This is a genomic window from Mycobacterium sp. IDUB_24 (genome assembly GCF_055419385.1).
The window spans coordinates 1,286,448-1,301,475 of record NZ_JBVAXO010000001.1 but is presented as its reverse complement, the minus strand read 5'-3'; the positions used below and the strand labels follow the sequence as shown (position 1 = coordinate 1,301,475).

The window sequence follows — 15,028 nt, the reverse complement described above, 5'->3', positions numbered from 1 at the left end:
CACCGCCCCGCCATTCTCATCCGGGTTGTCACCCGCCCCATGGTTCGGGTTCGTGCAGATCGTGCCCTCACACGGCACGTCCGAGCCATCACCATTCGGGTTGGGCATCACCGCCCCGCCATTCTCATCCGGGTTGTCACCCGCCCCATGGTTCGGGTTCGTGCAGATCGTGCCCTCACACGGCACCATCGAGCCGTCCCCATTCGGATTGGGCATCATCGGCTGCGTGGACGGGCCAGGCCGAGCCGGTGCCGGCGCTGTACCCGGAGATTTGACCGGACCATGGTGGCTGGAAGTGGATTCGGCCGGGACAGGGCTGGTAGTCGGGGCCTGGTCCGTGGACCCGCTGCTGCACGCGGCGGCGCCAAAGACCGCCAGTGCAGCCGCGGCGGCGGCCATACATTGCACGAGCTTCATGAGTGCGACGGTATCAGCTAACTACCCATAATGCTTCCGGTTGTCGGAACACTTCAGAGCCGCGAATTGAAACAACTGCGGCACAACATAATTCATGTCTCGACCAGACGAAGCTACATTGCGACGTGCCATATGCAGCAATCGGCGAGATCCCGACAGGGATCCGGCCTCTGCACCGCAACGCAACAAGCGGTCACCTGCCACGCTGTCGAAAACCTGTTGAATTGTCAATCACTTTCGTGCCCGAATGACCAGCGATCACGAACCGGTCAGAGGATGGCGACACCTTCGATGCAGGTGGTGGTGACACCACCGACCCAGACCGACCCATCGGATTCAGCCACCACGCTGATCTCGCCGGCCCGGCCGAGCCGCGCCCCCTGAGAGACCCGGTATTCCGCGGGAGCTGCGCCGGTACTCGTCAGCCATTGCCCCACCGAGGCATTCATGCTGCCGCACACCGGATCCTCGGGAACTCCCACACCCGGTGCAAACGTCCGCATCTCGTAGTCATGGGCCGACCCGGGTGGATACGCACCGACGACACCGACCATGGCCGTGGGAATCCGAGCCAAGTCGGGTTCCAGTTCGAGCACCTGCTGGGCGCTGCCCAACACGAGCACCGCCCACCCGGGACCGTTGTCCACCCACTGGTGTGCGACGACGTCGGTGCGCTCCAGCCCGAAAGCGTCGACGATCTGACCCAGATAGTCGTCCTCGAGCAGCCCGGATCGCAGTGTCGGTGGCGCCTGGAAGTACAGTTCCGCATCGTGCTGCCGGATATCCACGAGTCCAGCGCCGCATTCCTGCACGACATATCCCTCACTCCGAGGGAGCCCGCCGTGTCCCAGCCAGGCGTGTGCGGAACCCAGCGTGGGGTGCCCGGCAAACGGTAGCTCGCCACCCGGGGTGAAAATGCGCAGACGGTAGTCGGCCTCCGGCCGCGTCGGAGGCAGCACGAACGTTGTCTCCGACAGGTTGGTCCAGCGTGCAAGTCGTTGCATCGCAACGTCATCCAGGCCTTCGCTATCGAGGACGACGGCGACGGGGTTGCCCAGGTACGGGGTTCGCGAGAACACGTCGACCTGAGCGAACGCACGATGACGGGGCATAGTCCTCCCACCTCTGAAGAGCGCAGCAACGTACGCCAGTATCCGCCGAGGACACGTCGGACGCTCGTAGCCCCAGGCGTACGCTCACCCACGTGGTCGCCCTCTCGTATGTCATCGCCGGATCCGAAGCCACCGGCGGCGCCGGCCTGCAAGCTGACCTGCGCACTTTTCAGGAGTTCGGCACCTACGGCCTGGGCACGGTGACCTGCATTGTGTCGTTCGACCCCAAGTCGAACTGGGGCCACCGATTCGTGCCCGTCGACCCACAGGTCATCGCCGATCAGATCGAGGCGGCGACGTCGGCTTACGACCTCGATGTCGTCAAGATCGGCATGCTCGGCACCCCCGCGACCATCGACGTCGTCGCAGAGGCTCTCGCCCGGCAATCATGGCGGCACATCGTTGTCGACCCCGTCCTGATCTGCAAAGGGCAGGAGCCCGGCGCTGCGCTCGACACCGACACCGCTCTGCGCCGGCAGATCCTGCCGCTCGCGACCGTCGTCACCCCGAACCTGTTCGAGGCGCGCACTCTCGCCGGGATGGACGCGATCTCCTCGATCGACGATCTCGTCGAGGCGGCGCGGCGCATTGCCGATCTCGGACCGGCCCACGTCCTCGTGAAGGGCGGAGTCGAGTTTCCCGGTGACGACGCAGTCGACGTCCTCTTCGACGGCAAGGACGCCGAGATCCTGCGCGCGCCGAAGGTCGGACAGGCCCGAGTCGCCGGCGCCGGATGCACGCTGGCCGCGGCAATCACCGCCGCTCTGGCCAAGGGGTCCAGCGTCCCCGAGGCGGTACGCGTGGCCAAGGAGTTCACCACCGCCGGAATCGTCGATCGGATCAGCGGCAACGCACCGTTTGACACCGTCTGGCAGGGTGCGGGCAGCACGACCCGCTGACGTGAGTCACCTGGGTGCAATTCCCAAAGCCCCGGCGAGGGACTCGTAGATCCCGAACGCTCTCTCGTCATAGACCTGCAGCAGAACCTCAGGCATCTGCGGGTGCGGCGCCGAATGCTCACCCACCACTTGGATCTGCACGTGATTCGCCCCAGCCGCCAAATGCGCGCGCAGTCCGTTCGCGACCGCCGCTGCGTCACCGTGGACAGCGAGCTGGTCGATCAACCGGTCGCTGCCGTCTCCGGCCAGATCTTCCTCCGTGAACCCGAGCCGTCGTAAGTTGTTGGTGTAGTTCACCAATCCGAGGTACGGATGCTTGATCCGCGGACGGGCGAGAGCACGGGCCTGCTCAGGGTCGGACTCGAGAACCACCTTCTGTTCAGGCGCCAGGATCCCCTGAGGCCCCAGCGCCGCCCGCGCGCGACGGGTGTGCTCGGGCGTTGCGAGGTACGGCACCGAGCCCGCCGCCCGCCCGGTCGCCAGCGCCAGCATCTTGGGCCCCAGTGCAGCCAGCAACCTCTTCTCGCGAGGGATGTCGTGCTCGTCAAGGCCGTCGAGGAACCCGTTCAGCGCAGCCATCGGTGTGCTGTACTCGGGAACCTGCTCAGGGTGCCCCACCCCGAGGCCCAGCAGCAGACGGTCCGGATATGACCGCTGGATACGCCGGTACGCTGCCGCCAACGTGGTCGCCTCACCGCGGTAGATGTTGTAGATGCTGCTGGCCACCACGAGATGGTCAGTGGCGGCAAGCAGGTCGTCGACCCCCGACAGATCTGGCTCCGGGCCGCCCAGCCACAACGCCGTGTAGCCCAGGTCCTCGATCCGCTTTGCCATTTCGGGTGTAGTGGCATACGCCGGTTGCCACACGCCAAATTCACCGAGATTCACCGCATACCTCCAGTAAGAGCTGATACGTCAGAGCGTGCCCCGAGAAAAATGGACCAGCAAGTCCAAATTGATGCCTGCGACACAGTGCAGATACGATCACTGATAGTGCGCTATATTGCACCGATGGACGGGGCTGCGGCCAAGCTGGCCACCGCGATCGGCGCCAGGGTGAAACAGGAACGCGCGGCCCGGGGCTGGACGCTGGATCAGCTCGCAGCTGCCGCATCGGTCAGCCGGCGCATGGTCATCAGCGTCGAGCACGGTGAGGTCAATCCCAGCGTCGGGACACTCCTGCGACTCAGCGACGCGCTCGGCGTCGGGCTGCCCGCCCTCGTCGAACCGCCGGAGAACCGGCCCGTGAAAGTCACCCGCGCCGGTGACGGTGCGCAACTGTGGACCGGCGCGGCCGGTGGCCGCGGGGTTCTGGTGGCGGGTACCACCCCACCGGATGTCGTCGAGCTGTGGGACTGGTCGCTCGGACCCGGTGATCGCCACGCCAGTGAGGCTCACGCAGCCGGCACCGAAGAACTGATTCACGTCCTCGAGGGGGCGATCGACGTCGAGGTCGACGACCAGGTCATGGCGTTGGAGCGCGGGGACGCCGTGTCCTTCCCCGGCGACGTCGTGCATGCGTATGCCAACCCGCACGACGCCCCCGCGCGGTTCGCTCTGACGGTGTTCGAACCCGGCGTCGGCACCGCCCAACGACGGCAAGGAGATTGACATGCTGATCCACCCATGGGACGCCGCGCTCGACGAGACCGAATGGCAGAACTGGCTCGCCGGCACGGACCGATTCGGGATTCTTGCGGTCAACAACCTCAGCCCGGCTGCCGCGCCGCTGATGGTGCCGAGCCATTTCACCCATGCCGGCGCCGAACTGCTCATGCACCTCGCCCGGCCCAACCCGGTGTGGCCACATCTGGAGGCGGCCGCCGAGGTGCGCCTAACGGTGATCGGCGACTACGCCTACATCCCCACCTACTGGCGCGCGAAGGCCGGCGGCGCCGACGAGGACGGGGTGCCCACCAGCTATTACTCGTCGGTGCAGTTCGTCTGCCGCCCAACGATTGTCGATGACCCCGAAGGCAAGGCACGCATCCTGGCGGATCAACTCAGAGATTTCCAGCCTGAAGGGCGCCATGCCGACGTCGCCGCCGGCGAGGATCCGTACGGGCGGATGCTGCCCGGCATTCGCGGCATACGTCTGAAGGTGCTGCGTGTGGAAGCCAAGTTCAAATACGACGACGCCAATCCCGTCGAGCATCGCGAGCGCGTCATCGCCAACCTTGAAGAGCGCGGCCACGGCCTGGACACCGCTGCCGCGGCCCAGCAGCGCCGACGCCTGGCCGCCATCGGCGACTGGAAGCTCAGGCGGAAGGAAACCGGAAGATGAGGGCGTCGAGCAGGCGTCTGACCTCGTTGAGTCGCGTTCGCAGCACTGCCTGATGGTGGTGCGCTCCCGGCCGGCCGGCCGCGACGCGCACGTCGATCCGTTCCAATTGCGACTGGAGGTCAGCCATTTCAGCCTCGAGAAGTGGGATGAACGCCTGTGCCTGACGCACATCGGCGCCTGCCCTAGGAGCCAGGTTCACCACCGGCGCAGGCGCGGCCACCGGCCGAAGCCAGAGTGGGTCAACAGGGTCTGCGGTCATCGCCCCACAGTTGCAACACCTGTCGGCGATCCAGTTTCCCGGCAGTATCCGTCCGGTAAGGAGCCGTTCACACCGGCGTCGGGCGGTGTGTGAGTTCTACCGGAGCAGCGCACTCGCGATATCCGCGAAGTGCTGTCGTACCGCGGCCTCGCTGTCGATCCGAGACGGTTACGCTTCTGCAGTGATCTCTGTGCCGCGATGCATTTCATAGCTGCTGCGGGCGCCACCGGGAAACTCGACGAACTCCACTGCCGTGCCGTCGGGATCGTTGACGAAGAACATCCGGACCCGGTCGATGGGGAACGGCTCTTGAACGGGCTGGAAGCCCGCGTCGATCACGGCCCGATACGTCGCGTCGAGATCAGTGACCGACAACGCGATGTTCTGATTGCCGACGATGCCCCGTTTCCCCGATCCAGCCGGCGTCGACGTGCCCAGGCTCAGCAGCTCGAGCATGACGCCGCCCACCACTCCCCCGACGACACGGCCCTCCTGCCGGCGGGACGAGTGCAAGACGGCGTCGAACGGTTCACCGGAAATCAACTGGTCGAACACCACATCCATACCCAGCAGACCGCGGTAGAAGTCCAGGGCCCGGTCCATGTCAGTCACGCCGACAACCAGATGGCAGAAACGCAGATCACTCAACAATGGTGTTCCTCGACTTCCTCGTCAGCGCTTGATCATATGAGCTAGCGTGCCAAATCTGGTCGACTCCAGAAAGGCAACGCATGTCCTCCTACAGCCATCCGCACTCATTGGACGGCCACGTCGCGATCGTCACCGGTGCCGCGCGCGGTGTCGGCAAAGGCATCGCCACTGCCCTGCTCTCCCGCGGGGCCCGTGTCCTGGTCACCGATATTCTCGACGAGGTATTGGCAAACACCACAGCAGAATTCGTCGAGGCTGGGTTCGAGGCGGCATCGACGGTGGCCGATCTACGGGATCCCGGCAGCGCGCAGCACATCGTCGACGCGGCGCTCGACGCATTCGGCACGGTGGACGCGTTGGTCAACAACGCCGTGGCCAGCGCCGGCCCCATCCCGTTCGTCGACATCCCCGCCGAGGAGTACGAGCGGGTCCACGACACCGGGCCACGGGCGACGTTCCGGCTCATGCAGGCGGTCCACCCGGTCCTGCTCAAAGGCGGCGGCGGATCCATCGTCAATCTCGGCTCAGCCGCGGGCACTGTCGGCACCCACTCTTTCGGCGCGTACGCCGGCGCCAAGGAAGCAATACGCGGCATGTCCAAAGTTGCCGCCCTGGAATGGGGCGCCGACGGAATCCGCGTCAACGTGGTCTGTCCGCTCGCCGAGACGGACGGCCTGAAGGTGTTGCGCGACATGGCGCCCAAACAGTATGAGGCGGTCGTCCGGAGCACCTCGCTCAAACGAATCGGCCACCCCACCAATGACATCGGTGCCGTCGTCGCTTTCCTGATCGGCGACGATTCCACCTATCTCACCGGGCAGACCCTGCTCGTCGACGGCGGAGCCGGTTCCTTTCGCTAGTTGCCAATCCCGGCCAAATCACGGTGTGACCCTTGTAGCTTCGGAATTGGAGAGACAGACAGCACGAGCGAACAAGGAGGAAGACCAATGACCAATCGTTCAGGAAGTGCGTTCTCCCGACGCACGTTCATCCGCGGGGCGGCCGTCACGGTACCCATCATCGGAGCCGCGGTCGTCGCACCGGTTGCCCTGGCGGCACCTCAGGAATGCGGTGATCCATCGGGCAAAGTCGGCAATTGCGCGGCCCAGCTCCCCCAGGAATTCACCTCGACGAGTTTCAGCACGACAGCGATCGCCGGCGGCACGAACTACTCAATCCTGTTCAGCACGAACATCCGACGCGGTCCGCTGATCCCGTCCGGCACCACCGGCTATCGCATCAGAAGTGTCAGCGTGTCCGGCACCAAGCTCGACGGTGCCCCGTTCTACCTGACGCCGGGCATCGGTGAGGTCGGCCCACGGTTGCTCAACGCCCGGTCCGGGTCGTCCCTGGGCTTCGCCCTCGATGTGCCATGGGACGCGAACCAGCTCGTCCGTTCGTTCCTCTACACCTACGACGTCGAGTTCCTCACCGGGCTGACGGTCAATCAGACCTGTCGCTACACGACGACGATGACGCTGCGCGACAACGGCATGACCCTCGGCGGTGTCGGATCGGTCGACTTCACCACACCGATGCTCGCTGAGTGCGAGGCGGAGGCGCCCCCGCCCCAGTAAGCCGGTCTACCCGTGGGCCTTACGGACGAGGTCGATGGCGTACTGATTGACGAAGGTGCCCGCGGATGCCTCGCCCGTACCGCACGAACCGTCGGACTCACCGGGACGCTTGACCCACAGGAAGGCGTCGACGTTTCCGTTTCCGGTCGCCGTGGTCGGCGCCACGCCGAGGGCCCGGCCACTCGGATTGCACCAGTACATCTCGCCTTCGGCCGGCCCGGCGCCGTTGCGTGACGTGTCGATCACGTAAGGCTTGCCGCCGGTTTGCCCCGAAATGGCGTCGCCGTAACCGATTTCCTCTTCGGTCGTGAAGAAGTTGGCGGTGTTGAGGCTGAAACCCCGCGCCTTGGCCACGCCGACCCGGTTGAGCCGGTTGGCCATCTCGTCAGCAGCCGTCCACCGCGAGTGCCCCGCATCGACGTAGACCGCGGTGCCCGGATTGCGGGTCAGCGTGTCGACGGCGTAGCTCATCAAGTTGTAGCGTTCCTCGCGCTGATCACCCGACAGGCAGTCGGCCATGGCGAGTGCGTCGGGTTCGAGGATGACCGCGGCCGGCCCACCCCCGATGGCGGCCGCGATGCCGTCGATCCAGCCCTTGTAGGCACCGGCCGACCCGAACCCACCCGCGGCGTAGCTCCCGCAGTCGCGGTGCGGGATGCCGTAGAGCGCCAGGATCGGCATGGTGCCGGCCGCCTGGGCCGCGGCGATGTACTTCGCGTCCACCGCGGGGGTGGAGACGTTGTCCATCCAGTACGCCGTGGGGGTGTTGGCGATCGCCTGCAGTTCGGGGCTCGGGTTGCCCTGTGCGGCGCGCATGGCCTTCGACGAGGGATTGACGTAGAACGAATGCCCCTCGAGCGGGTTGCCGTCGCTGGCCAGGCGCACCGTCGGCGCCGGAGCAGTGGCAAGGCCCGCGGCGACCACCGAGGCGACTGTCAGAAAGGGAGCGATAGACCGCGCGACTGCGCCAACGGCTGAGGACATCACCTCAGGGAAAGTAATGGCGCGACGCGATAAGCGCCAGTCGCTCCCCGTCGGGATGGCCCGTCAAGCCTCGATCCGATGCGTGCCGGACGGGTCGAACAGCTGGGTGTAGAAGTGCATCCGCTCGCGCAACTCGGCGGCGTTGATGCCGAAATCCTCCGGCAGATAGCGGTGTGTGCCCTTGCCGTGACGCGGCTGGGCGCGATGATGTTCGGCGAGCATTCCGGCGATGTCCGGCGGTTCCACCTGCATCGCGGCGTAGATGCGACGCACCGTCTCCTCCGGGTTGGCCACCAGGTCCGCGTACTGGACGTCGAGCCAGGTGACGGTGGACGCCGTGGCCCTCGCGTCGATGGCGCGTCGCAGCCACAGCTCGGTCTGCTCGGATTGGAACCGGCCCACGTCCACCCCGTCGACGTGGTCGCTGTAGGTGGACCGGTAGGTCGCGAACAGGCTGGCGCCCGACGCCACGGTCTCCACGATGTCGCGGTGAAGCTGCACGATGCAGGCGCCCGGGTACGTCGCGATGACGTGGCTGAGCTCGGCGGTATGTGCCGGCGCTTTCAGCACCCAGCGTCGGCCATCTTCGGCGTCGAGGATCTGCAGCATCCGCCGATGCTGCGCATACTCGCCCGCGAAGCTTTCACCGGCGAGCCAGGACACGTAGCTGTCGAGGCGGGTGGTGGCGGCAAAGCCCCAATTGCGCAGGCTGGTGCCCATCCCGAGCACACATTCCTCCGGCAAGTTCGGGCCGGAGTCATGCACGGCCGCCATCGTCGGGTTGAGGACGTGCAGCATGTACTGACCCGCGGCGGCGGCTTCGAGGCGGCGGTCACGTTCCTCGCTGTCGAGGTCGCCGGGTAGCCGCCACGGCGCGCCCAGTTCGGCGGGCAACGGGGCGCGCAATCGGGGATCGCGGTCGAGCAGCCGAAACAGGAATGTGGTGCCGGTACGCCAGCCGCCCGTGATGATGACCGGAGGCAACAGCGGACGGTTCTCGGTCGCGGGGTGCTCCCCCAGATACCGCGTCATCGCGATCCTGGCCGACAGCCGCCCGGACGCCGTCCGCTGGGCGGTCAATGCGCCGAGTGCGTTGAGCCGACCGTCCACCTCGGCCGATGCCAGATACTTCTCCAAACCCGGACGCCACTCGTCGGGGTCGCCCAGAACCCCGGCACCGGCACCGCGGGTCGCCCGGTCGATCACCGTGTCGACCGCACCCACCCCGAGCTGATAGCGGTCCGGGCGGGCAGCCTGATCCTGCTCAGCCGCCGCGTAGACCTTCAGTGCATCCGGTGTGCGGATCGGCGCGGTCCAACCGGTCATGCGCGCTCCGTCAGGTCGGCCACGCGCACGACTCGTGTCGTGGGCAGTGCGGGCTGCTGTTCAGGCTGCAGGAACCGCATGACGATGATGCCGAAGGCGCGGCCCTCGCTGTCGATCCAGTCTCCGGCGGCCGGACCCGGATCGGTGGCCGAGACGACGAATCGGTAGCGTCCGCCGTCGAGGTTCGCGGTGGCACCGGTGTAGGAGACCCGCCGGTGCCGGTAGTCCAGTGAGTTGAGAAATCTGCTGTACGCCAAGATGTTCCAGTACCGGCACGACACCAGATCGCCTTCAATGAGGAGCGCTTCGTCGGGATCCAGCTGCCAGCCGCCGCGCAGATAGTGGATGGCCGGTTCGGTGAACACCGCTCCCCCGGCCATCTCCGTCCAGTGGCGTAACTGGTTCGGTGACTCGCGATCGGCGGCCACCGCGCCGTTCCAGATCCGCGGCAACACCGCGATGGTCGCAGACGATTTCAGCAGGTGCTTGCCGAAGCGCTGCGGATCGATCGGCGCCGGGACCGGTGGCGATTCGACCGCCTCGATGGCACACCACCCGATGCGATCTCTCTGCGCGTCATCGTGAAAGTGACGTACCCAGATCACGATCGCGCGATCGGGCAGGTCCAGCCAATCGTTCGCCTGCCGGTCACCGCCGACCGCCACCTGGTAATCGCCGTTGGCGTCGAACGTGATTGCATCACTGTCGATCCGGGAGTTCGCGTGAGCAACAGCCCCGCCGGGACCGGAATAAGCGGTGATCGACACATACGCGGCGTCGCCACGATTGCCACGGATCCGGTAGCGGCTGCCGGGGCGGACGTCGGCGACCCAATACTGGAAGTCGGGGTTGTCCATCAGGAATTTCTGACGCCAACCGTTGAATGCGACGAACTCGGGTTTGTCCCGATCGACTTCCACACGCCCCAGTTGATTTGACACTGCCCGCAGCAACGCGCGGAACCCGTCGGCGCGTTCGGATTCCGGCAGGCCGGCGGTATCGGCCGCCAGTTGCTCACCGGCCGTACGTAATCCGTCGACGAATGCAGTCCACGCAGCAACTTCGGGGCGCGTCCGGTCTGCCTCGCCTTCATTGGGCGCGGTCACGATGCATCCCCTTCCCAATCGTGCTCACTGTGCTCACAGACCCCGACATCAGGTAACCCCATCGACCGGCCAGCCCGCCAGGACTCCGCGAATCAAACGGTCGAGCTGATCGGCGGTGTCCACCAGCGGTTGTCCGATGACGAAGGTCATCATCACTCCGTTGACGAACGAGAAGAGGGTCTTGGCCTGCTCGTCGACGACGTTGGGCGCCATCGGATTCTCGTCCGCGGCATGCCATTCCGTCACGACGGCGCGTGCGAGTCCGTAGAATCCCTCGACGGACTCGCTGAGCGTTGCGGCCAGTTCCTCGTCGCGGCCGGCCTGTAGCGCCAACTCGTAGCGGGCTTTGGCGCGGGTGAGCCAGGGCTCGGTGGCCGAATACATGACGAGGGTGGCAAATCCGAGCGTGCCGGCGAACTCTGTCGGGTCGGCATCCGTCAGCTCGGTGAGCAGGGATAGGTCGGCGAGGTCGAGTTCGTTGAGGCGCCCGGCAATCGCGTACATCAGAGCATTTCGGGTCCGGAAATAGAACGACGTCGTGCCGTCGGGAACCTCGGCCTTCCTGTCGACCTTGGGGTGACTGACGCCACGCGAACCGTCCTGGCCGAGCAGTTCGATGGCAGCGTCGGCCAATTCGCGGCGACGCTGGGCGGCGTTGTACTTCCTGCGTTCAGCGATACCCGCAGTCTATCGAGCGAGTGTTCGAAGGCTGCCGATATCGCCCGACGGTCAGAACTGCCCGCAGTTGGGTGTGGTCGGTTCACCGTTGAAACGCGCGGCGATCCACTGCATGGCCGGTTCCCCGTCCACGAGCATGGGAAGCGCATGGTTGATCACCAGCTTGTTCAGGAACGGCGGTTCCTCATTGGTGCGGAATTCGACGTCGGCACCCTGCGCGCACCAGTCCCGGCCCAGCTGGTTGGCTGCCGTCCACGGCACCAGCGGGTCATAACGGTTGCTGTTGATCAGCGCTGGCGCATTCGGCTTGTACCGGCCGAGCTTCTGCAGATCGAACAGGCTGCTGAACGGTTCTTCGTGGACGAGCTTGTTGATGTCCTCGTTGAAGTAGGGCTGCAGATGCCGGAACGCGAAGTCGACGATCGTCTGCCCCACGCACTGGCGGGACACCGACTCGAGCATGTCCTTGCCGCGCTGGGTGAGCTTCGACCGGATGGCATCGGCGGCTTCGGGGTAGGCGGCGATGACGCCGTTGAGTGCATACCCGACAACGCCCACGAGTGCGCTTCCGTCGGCGTAGGGCAGCAGTTCCTTGAGGTCGGCCGGCGGCGCACCGGCATAGGTGCCGACGATGTTCAGTTCGGGTGCATAGCCGGATGCCAGTTCCGCCGCCGAAGCGGTTGCGCCACCGCCCTGCGAATAGCCCCAGAATGCCACGGGGCCATGGGGATCCAGCGAGGTGTCGGGCAGTTTCATGGCTGCCCGGCCGGCGTCGAGGACGGCCTGACCTTCCGCCAGGCGGTTGACGTAGGTGTGCATCGAGTCTGTGCCGAGGCCTTGATAATCGGTCATCACGATGGCAAAGCCACGGGCCACCAAGGTCGCGATGAACGCTTCCTCGTAGTTGACCATGATGTCCCAGCCACCCGAGTAGTGGATGCCCTGGTTGAACTGCCGCGACGGCGCGCACTGGTTGCCCTGCCCTTGGGTACCCGGCGCATAGACGATCAGCGGACGCGGCCCCTTTCCGGGCCAGTCGTTGTACGGCTCGAAATAGGTGCCGGTGACGGCAATCGGGTTCCCACGAGAATCGGTGCTGCGGTACATGATCCGCGTTCCGGTCGCCATGATGGCGCCCAGCTGACCCGACGGCTCGAGTACCAGCCGGCTCGGTTCGGTGCGGATCACATCGCCGGGTACACCGGCCGGCAGCGGGTTCGGCGGGAGATAGAAATCTGCATACTGCGGCTCGTCGCCGGTGTCGGCGAAGGCCAACGTCGTGGATGCGATGAGCGACCCGATGATCAGCATGAGGACGACCACAATCCCCCCGGCATTGCGCATTACCGGACAGTAACAAGAAACTGTCTCGTTCTGCCACTTTTCCTCTAAGTAACTAGAGGAAAAAGATTAACCTGCAGCGTGAGGCCGGTGCCCACCCCTGTCCGGAGGCGCTCGCGTCTCCGTCAGACAAGATGGAACTCATGAACGTGAACCCGAATGGAGCCGGTGCTGCGAATCGGTCGGCACACAGAACGATTCACTTCGCACTGCTGGTCGGCCTACTCACGATGGCACTGATGTGGGGGCCCGGCGCCGGCCGCGCGCAGGCAGCTCCGGCATCGTCGGCCGGGGATGCTCTCTCCATCGGCGACCCCGCGGCGCCCGGTCAGATCGACCTCTATCTGGATCCGCTGTGCCCCTACAGCGGGAAGATGGTGCAAGACCAAGGCGCCGAGATCGGCCGACGCATCGAGGACGGCAAGCTCCACATCACTCTGCGATTCGTGAATTTTCTCGAAAAGTACTCGGCCAGTGGCACTTACGACAGTCGCGCGATCTATGCGGCATTCATCGTCGCCGACCATTCGCAATCGAGCGCCATCACGTGGCAGTTCATCGAGCAGATCTACGCCGCCGATCAGCAGCCGAAGGAAAAGGGCCCGACGGACCTCAGCAACGACCAACTCGCCGGCCTGGCCGACCGCGCCGGCGCACCGCCGTCGGCCCAGGACATGATCAAGCTCGGACTTCCCGTCCCGTTCGACGGACATGCCATCGCCGCCAACAACCTGCCGCTGCTGCGGCAGCTCCCCGACTCCGGAGTGCCGATGGTGGTCATCGACGGCGAATCGGTCGACGGAAACTCCGATTGGCTGGATCGGCTTCCCCGCTGAGTTCGCACCTAGTCCAACTAGACTAAGTCCAGTAGGCTGGACTTCATGTCGACGGTCAACATCCACGATGCGAAGACACACCTGTCGCAACTGCTCACGCGCGTCGAGAACGGCGAGAGGATCACGATCGCGAGGGCCGGCAAACCGGTGGCAGACCTGGTCCCACATACGCGCATCGACATCGCATTCGGTGGATTGGCCGGCCAATTCGGTTACGACACAGAGCACTTCGATGACGTCGACACCGACCTCAACACCTTGTTCGGCATCGAATGAGGGGCGTGTTGCTGGACACCCACGTCCTGCTCTGGCTACTCGAAGACAACCCGCGACTGGGGGCCGCGGCGCGCGATCGCATCGCGCAAAGCCCTGCGGTGTTCGTCTCCGCGGCCAGCACCTGGGAGCTGAGCATCAAGGCGGCGATCGGCAAGCTCACCCTGCCAGACGTACTCGACGATGCAATCGTCCGATCCGGCCTGCAGGACCTTCCCATCACGCGGCGCCACACTCTCGCCTCGGACATCACCGCGCTGCCGCACAAGGATCCCTTCGACGCGATCCTGCTCGCCCAGGCAACCGTGGAAGGGCTCACGCTGCTCACCGCCGACGCGAAACTACTCGCGGCCGTACCCGACGCGGTCGACGCCAGGAAGTGAGAGTTCGGGTCGTCTTCCGCGCCGACTTTCGCCCTATCGCGACGTCCCGATCGGCGGCAGCGAGCCGATGGCGTCGATCTGATCGCGCTGGGCAGCGAGGGTGTCAGCGAGGAACGTCCGAGCGATGAGTAGCAGTTCAGCGATCTTCGGATGAGCCAGCGTGTAATACACGGCGTTGCCGACCCGATGCCCGCTGACCACGTGGTGGCGTTTGAGGACTGCGAGGTGCTGGGACAGCAGAGTCGGCTCGATATCGCTCGCGGCCAGGATCTCGCTGACCGGAGTCGGACCTTCGCGCATCGACAGGATCTCCAGCACGCGGATCCGCGCCGGATGCGCGAGCGCCTTGAAGAGGTTCGCCTTGATCTCGTACAACGGCCGCTCGGGACCCTCTAGGACGCTGTCCGTCACCGCTGCCCCAATGATTGATGGATTGACGAAATTCGCAATCCATAATAGCGGGCGTTACCCTTCTGCAATGCCCACCGGCCAAGCCCCCCGCACAAAACCGGGCCCGCTGCAGTACATCGGGTATTGCTACGGCAAGCGGTTGCCCGATTCGATGCGCGACTGGGTGGCCAACGATCTGGCGGGTCCAGGGGCCACGGTCCGGATGATGGTGCGCGTCGCGATCCCGGCGGTCCTGGTGCTGGCGCCGATCTGGTTCATCCCGATGTCGCTCTACCTGCACGCCAGCATGACGGTGCCGATCTTCATTCCGTTCGTGTATTTCTCCCATGCCCTGAACAAGGTGTGGCGGCGTCACATGCTGGTCAAGCACGGCCTGAACCCGGCCCTCATCGACGAGCTGTCGCGTAAGAAGAACGCGCACATCCACCAGGCCTACGCCGAACGCTACGGACCCCGATCCGGCCCGAGCAGCAGCGGCCACATCTGACCGA

The 15,028-nt window shown here is 65.4% G+C and carries 19 protein-coding genes and 1 pseudogene; 9 read left to right on the top strand and 11 right to left on the bottom strand.

Annotation, left to right across the window (positions count from 1 at the left end):
• Together ACZYZF_RS06305 and ACZYZF_RS06300 are read right to left on the bottom strand one after the other, a co-directional pair.
• Positions 1–216 (bottom strand): annotated as a pseudogene (locus tag ACZYZF_RS06305) (hypothetical protein); the annotation flags it as partial.
• 470 nt (positions 217–686) lie between these two features.
• Positions 687–1,529, bottom strand: coding sequence for a PhzF family phenazine biosynthesis protein (locus ACZYZF_RS06300; protein ID WP_463834903.1), 843 nt, complete (start codon positions 1,527–1,529; stop codon positions 687–689).
• Positions 1,530–1,621: 92 nt separating this feature from the next.
• Here ACZYZF_RS06300 and thiD point away from each other — a divergent pair, with 92 nt between their 5' ends.
• Entirely contained in the window at positions 1,622–2,428 is an 807-nt protein-coding gene (gene thiD / locus ACZYZF_RS06295) for a bifunctional hydroxymethylpyrimidine kinase/phosphomethylpyrimidine kinase (RefSeq protein ID WP_463834902.1), read from the top strand.
• A 6-nt stretch (positions 2,429–2,434) separates the two neighbouring features.
• Here the strand turns inward: thiD and ACZYZF_RS06290 are convergent, their stop codons facing one another.
• Entirely contained in the window at positions 2,435–3,316 is an 882-nt protein-coding gene (locus tag ACZYZF_RS06290) for a TIGR03620 family F420-dependent LLM class oxidoreductase (RefSeq protein ID WP_463834901.1), read from the bottom strand.
• A gap of 123 nt (positions 3,317–3,439) precedes the next feature.
• Between ACZYZF_RS06290 and ACZYZF_RS06285 the strand changes: the two genes are divergently transcribed.
• Together ACZYZF_RS06285 and ACZYZF_RS06280 are read left to right on the top strand one after the other, a co-directional pair.
• Positions 3,440–4,039 carry a helix-turn-helix domain-containing protein gene (locus ACZYZF_RS06285; protein WP_463743041.1) on the top strand — a complete coding sequence of 200 codons (600 nt, stop codon included), beginning with the start codon at positions 3,440–3,442 and terminating at the stop codon, positions 4,037–4,039.
• A gap of 1 nt (position 4,040) precedes the next feature.
• On the top strand, positions 4,041–4,712 hold the full coding sequence (locus ACZYZF_RS06280) for an FMN-binding negative transcriptional regulator (RefSeq protein ID WP_463834900.1): 672 nt from the start codon (positions 4,041–4,043) through the stop codon (positions 4,710–4,712).
• Here the strand turns inward: ACZYZF_RS06280 and ACZYZF_RS06275 are convergent.
• A complete protein-coding gene (locus ACZYZF_RS06275) occupies positions 4,687–4,971 on the bottom strand; it encodes a hypothetical protein (RefSeq protein ID WP_463834899.1) in 285 nt (94 codons plus the stop codon). The two genes, ACZYZF_RS06280 and ACZYZF_RS06275, sit on opposite strands and share 26 nt — an antisense overlap.
• A 168-nt stretch (positions 4,972–5,139) precedes the next feature.
• Positions 5,140–5,619, bottom strand: coding sequence for a VOC family protein (locus tag ACZYZF_RS06270; protein WP_463834898.1), 480 nt, complete (start codon positions 5,617–5,619; stop codon positions 5,140–5,142).
• Between the two features lie 83 nt (positions 5,620–5,702).
• On the opposite strand from ACZYZF_RS06270, the gene ACZYZF_RS06265 reads away from it, so the two are divergent.
• Together ACZYZF_RS06265 and ACZYZF_RS06260 are read left to right on the top strand one after the other, a co-directional pair.
• Entirely contained in the window at positions 5,703–6,482 is a 780-nt protein-coding gene (locus ACZYZF_RS06265) for an SDR family NAD(P)-dependent oxidoreductase (protein ID WP_463834897.1), read from the top strand.
• Between the two features lie 87 nt (positions 6,483–6,569).
• Positions 6,570–7,199, top strand: coding sequence for a hypothetical protein (locus ACZYZF_RS06260; protein ID WP_463743046.1), 630 nt, complete (start codon positions 6,570–6,572; stop codon positions 7,197–7,199).
• Positions 7,200–7,205: 6 nt separating this feature from the next.
• Here the strand turns inward: ACZYZF_RS06260 and ACZYZF_RS06255 are convergent, their stop codons facing one another.
• From ACZYZF_RS06255 to ACZYZF_RS06235, 5 genes are all read right to left on the bottom strand, one after another.
• Positions 7,206–8,183, bottom strand: a complete 978-nt coding sequence (locus ACZYZF_RS06255; RefSeq protein WP_463834896.1) for a glycoside hydrolase family 6 protein — start codon at positions 8,181–8,183, stop codon at positions 7,206–7,208.
• A 63-nt stretch (positions 8,184–8,246) separates the two neighbouring features.
• Positions 8,247–9,509: a sulfotransferase family protein gene (locus ACZYZF_RS06250; RefSeq protein ID WP_463834894.1), complete on the bottom strand. Its 1,263-nt coding sequence runs from the start codon at positions 9,507–9,509 to the stop codon at positions 8,247–8,249.
• The gene (locus ACZYZF_RS06245; RefSeq protein ID WP_463834893.1) at positions 9,506–10,615 is read right to left on the bottom strand and encodes a DUF1214 domain-containing protein; all 1,110 of its coding nucleotides are present in this window, start codon (positions 10,613–10,615) and stop codon (positions 9,506–9,508) included. Before ACZYZF_RS06245 ends, ACZYZF_RS06250 begins: the two co-directional genes overlap by 4 nt.
• Positions 10,616–10,663: 48 nt before the next feature.
• Entirely contained in the window at positions 10,664–11,227 is a 564-nt protein-coding gene (locus ACZYZF_RS06240; RefSeq protein ID WP_463835153.1) for a TetR/AcrR family transcriptional regulator, read from the bottom strand.
• Between the two features lie 117 nt (positions 11,228–11,344).
• Complete coding sequence (locus tag ACZYZF_RS06235) at positions 11,345–12,637, bottom strand: lipase family protein (protein ID WP_463743050.1); 1,293 nt, start codon at positions 12,635–12,637, stop codon at positions 11,345–11,347.
• A gap of 227 nt (positions 12,638–12,864) precedes the next feature.
• On the opposite strand from ACZYZF_RS06235, the gene ACZYZF_RS06230 reads away from it, so the two are divergent.
• The 3 genes from ACZYZF_RS06230 to ACZYZF_RS06220 are packed head-to-tail and all read left to right on the top strand — an operon-like array spanning position 12,865 to position 14,126.
• Complete coding sequence (locus ACZYZF_RS06230; RefSeq protein ID WP_463834892.1) at positions 12,865–13,470, top strand: DsbA family protein; 606 nt, start codon at positions 12,865–12,867, stop codon at positions 13,468–13,470.
• A gap of 45 nt (positions 13,471–13,515) precedes the next feature.
• Positions 13,516–13,746, top strand: a complete 231-nt coding sequence (locus ACZYZF_RS06225) for a type II toxin-antitoxin system Phd/YefM family antitoxin (protein WP_463834891.1) — start codon at positions 13,516–13,518, stop codon at positions 13,744–13,746.
• Positions 13,743–14,126 carry a type II toxin-antitoxin system VapC family toxin gene (locus tag ACZYZF_RS06220; protein ID WP_463834890.1) on the top strand — a complete coding sequence of 128 codons (384 nt, stop codon included), beginning with the start codon at positions 13,743–13,745 and terminating at the stop codon, positions 14,124–14,126. The genes ACZYZF_RS06225 and ACZYZF_RS06220 overlap by 4 nt, the downstream gene beginning before the upstream one ends.
• A gap of 33 nt (positions 14,127–14,159) precedes the next feature.
• On the opposite strand, the gene ACZYZF_RS06215 is transcribed toward ACZYZF_RS06220, so the two are convergent.
• Positions 14,160–14,537, bottom strand: a complete 378-nt coding sequence (locus ACZYZF_RS06215) for an ArsR/SmtB family transcription factor (RefSeq protein WP_463743053.1) — start codon at positions 14,535–14,537, stop codon at positions 14,160–14,162.
• Positions 14,538–14,604: 67 nt separating this feature from the next.
• On the opposite strand from ACZYZF_RS06215, the gene ACZYZF_RS06210 reads away from it, so the two are divergent.
• Entirely contained in the window at positions 14,605–15,024 is a 420-nt protein-coding gene (locus ACZYZF_RS06210; RefSeq protein WP_463743054.1) for a DUF5313 domain-containing protein, read from the top strand.
• Positions 15,025–15,028 lie beyond the last annotated feature (4 nt).

What these genes read in the sequence shown, in the direction of transcription:
- ACZYZF_RS06300 (WP_463834903.1), bottom strand. Translation starts at nt 1,529, where the DNA reads ATGCCCCGTCATCGTGCGTTCGCTCAGGTCGACGTGTTCTCGCGAACC.
- ACZYZF_RS06285 (WP_463743041.1), top strand. Translation starts at nt 3,440, where the DNA reads ATGGACGGGGCTGCGGCCAAGCTGGCCACCGCGATCGGCGCCAGGGTG.
- ACZYZF_RS06280 (WP_463834900.1), top strand. Translation starts at nt 4,041, where the DNA reads ATGCTGATCCACCCATGGGACGCCGCGCTCGACGAGACCGAATGGCAG.
- ACZYZF_RS06275 (WP_463834899.1), bottom strand. Translation starts at nt 4,971, where the DNA reads ATGACCGCAGACCCTGTTGACCCACTCTGGCTTCGGCCGGTGGCCGCG.
- ACZYZF_RS06265 (WP_463834897.1), top strand. Translation starts at nt 5,703, where the DNA reads ATGTCCTCCTACAGCCATCCGCACTCATTGGACGGCCACGTCGCGATC.
- ACZYZF_RS06260 (WP_463743046.1), top strand. Translation starts at nt 6,570, where the DNA reads ATGACCAATCGTTCAGGAAGTGCGTTCTCCCGACGCACGTTCATCCGC.
- ACZYZF_RS06255 (WP_463834896.1), bottom strand. Translation starts at nt 8,183, where the DNA reads ATGTCCTCAGCCGTTGGCGCAGTCGCGCGGTCTATCGCTCCCTTTCTG.
- ACZYZF_RS06250 (WP_463834894.1), bottom strand. Translation starts at nt 9,509, where the DNA reads ATGACCGGTTGGACCGCGCCGATCCGCACACCGGATGCACTGAAGGTC.
- ACZYZF_RS06235 (WP_463743050.1), bottom strand. Translation starts at nt 12,637, where the DNA reads ATGCGCAATGCCGGGGGGATTGTGGTCGTCCTCATGCTGATCATCGGG.
- ACZYZF_RS06230 (WP_463834892.1), top strand. Translation starts at nt 12,865, where the DNA reads ATGGCACTGATGTGGGGGCCCGGCGCCGGCCGCGCGCAGGCAGCTCCG.
- ACZYZF_RS06225 (WP_463834891.1), top strand. Translation starts at nt 13,516, where the DNA reads ATGTCGACGGTCAACATCCACGATGCGAAGACACACCTGTCGCAACTG.
- ACZYZF_RS06220 (WP_463834890.1), top strand. Translation starts at nt 13,743, where the DNA reads ATGAGGGGCGTGTTGCTGGACACCCACGTCCTGCTCTGGCTACTCGAA.
- ACZYZF_RS06210 (WP_463743054.1), top strand. Translation starts at nt 14,605, where the DNA reads ATGCCCACCGGCCAAGCCCCCCGCACAAAACCGGGCCCGCTGCAGTAC.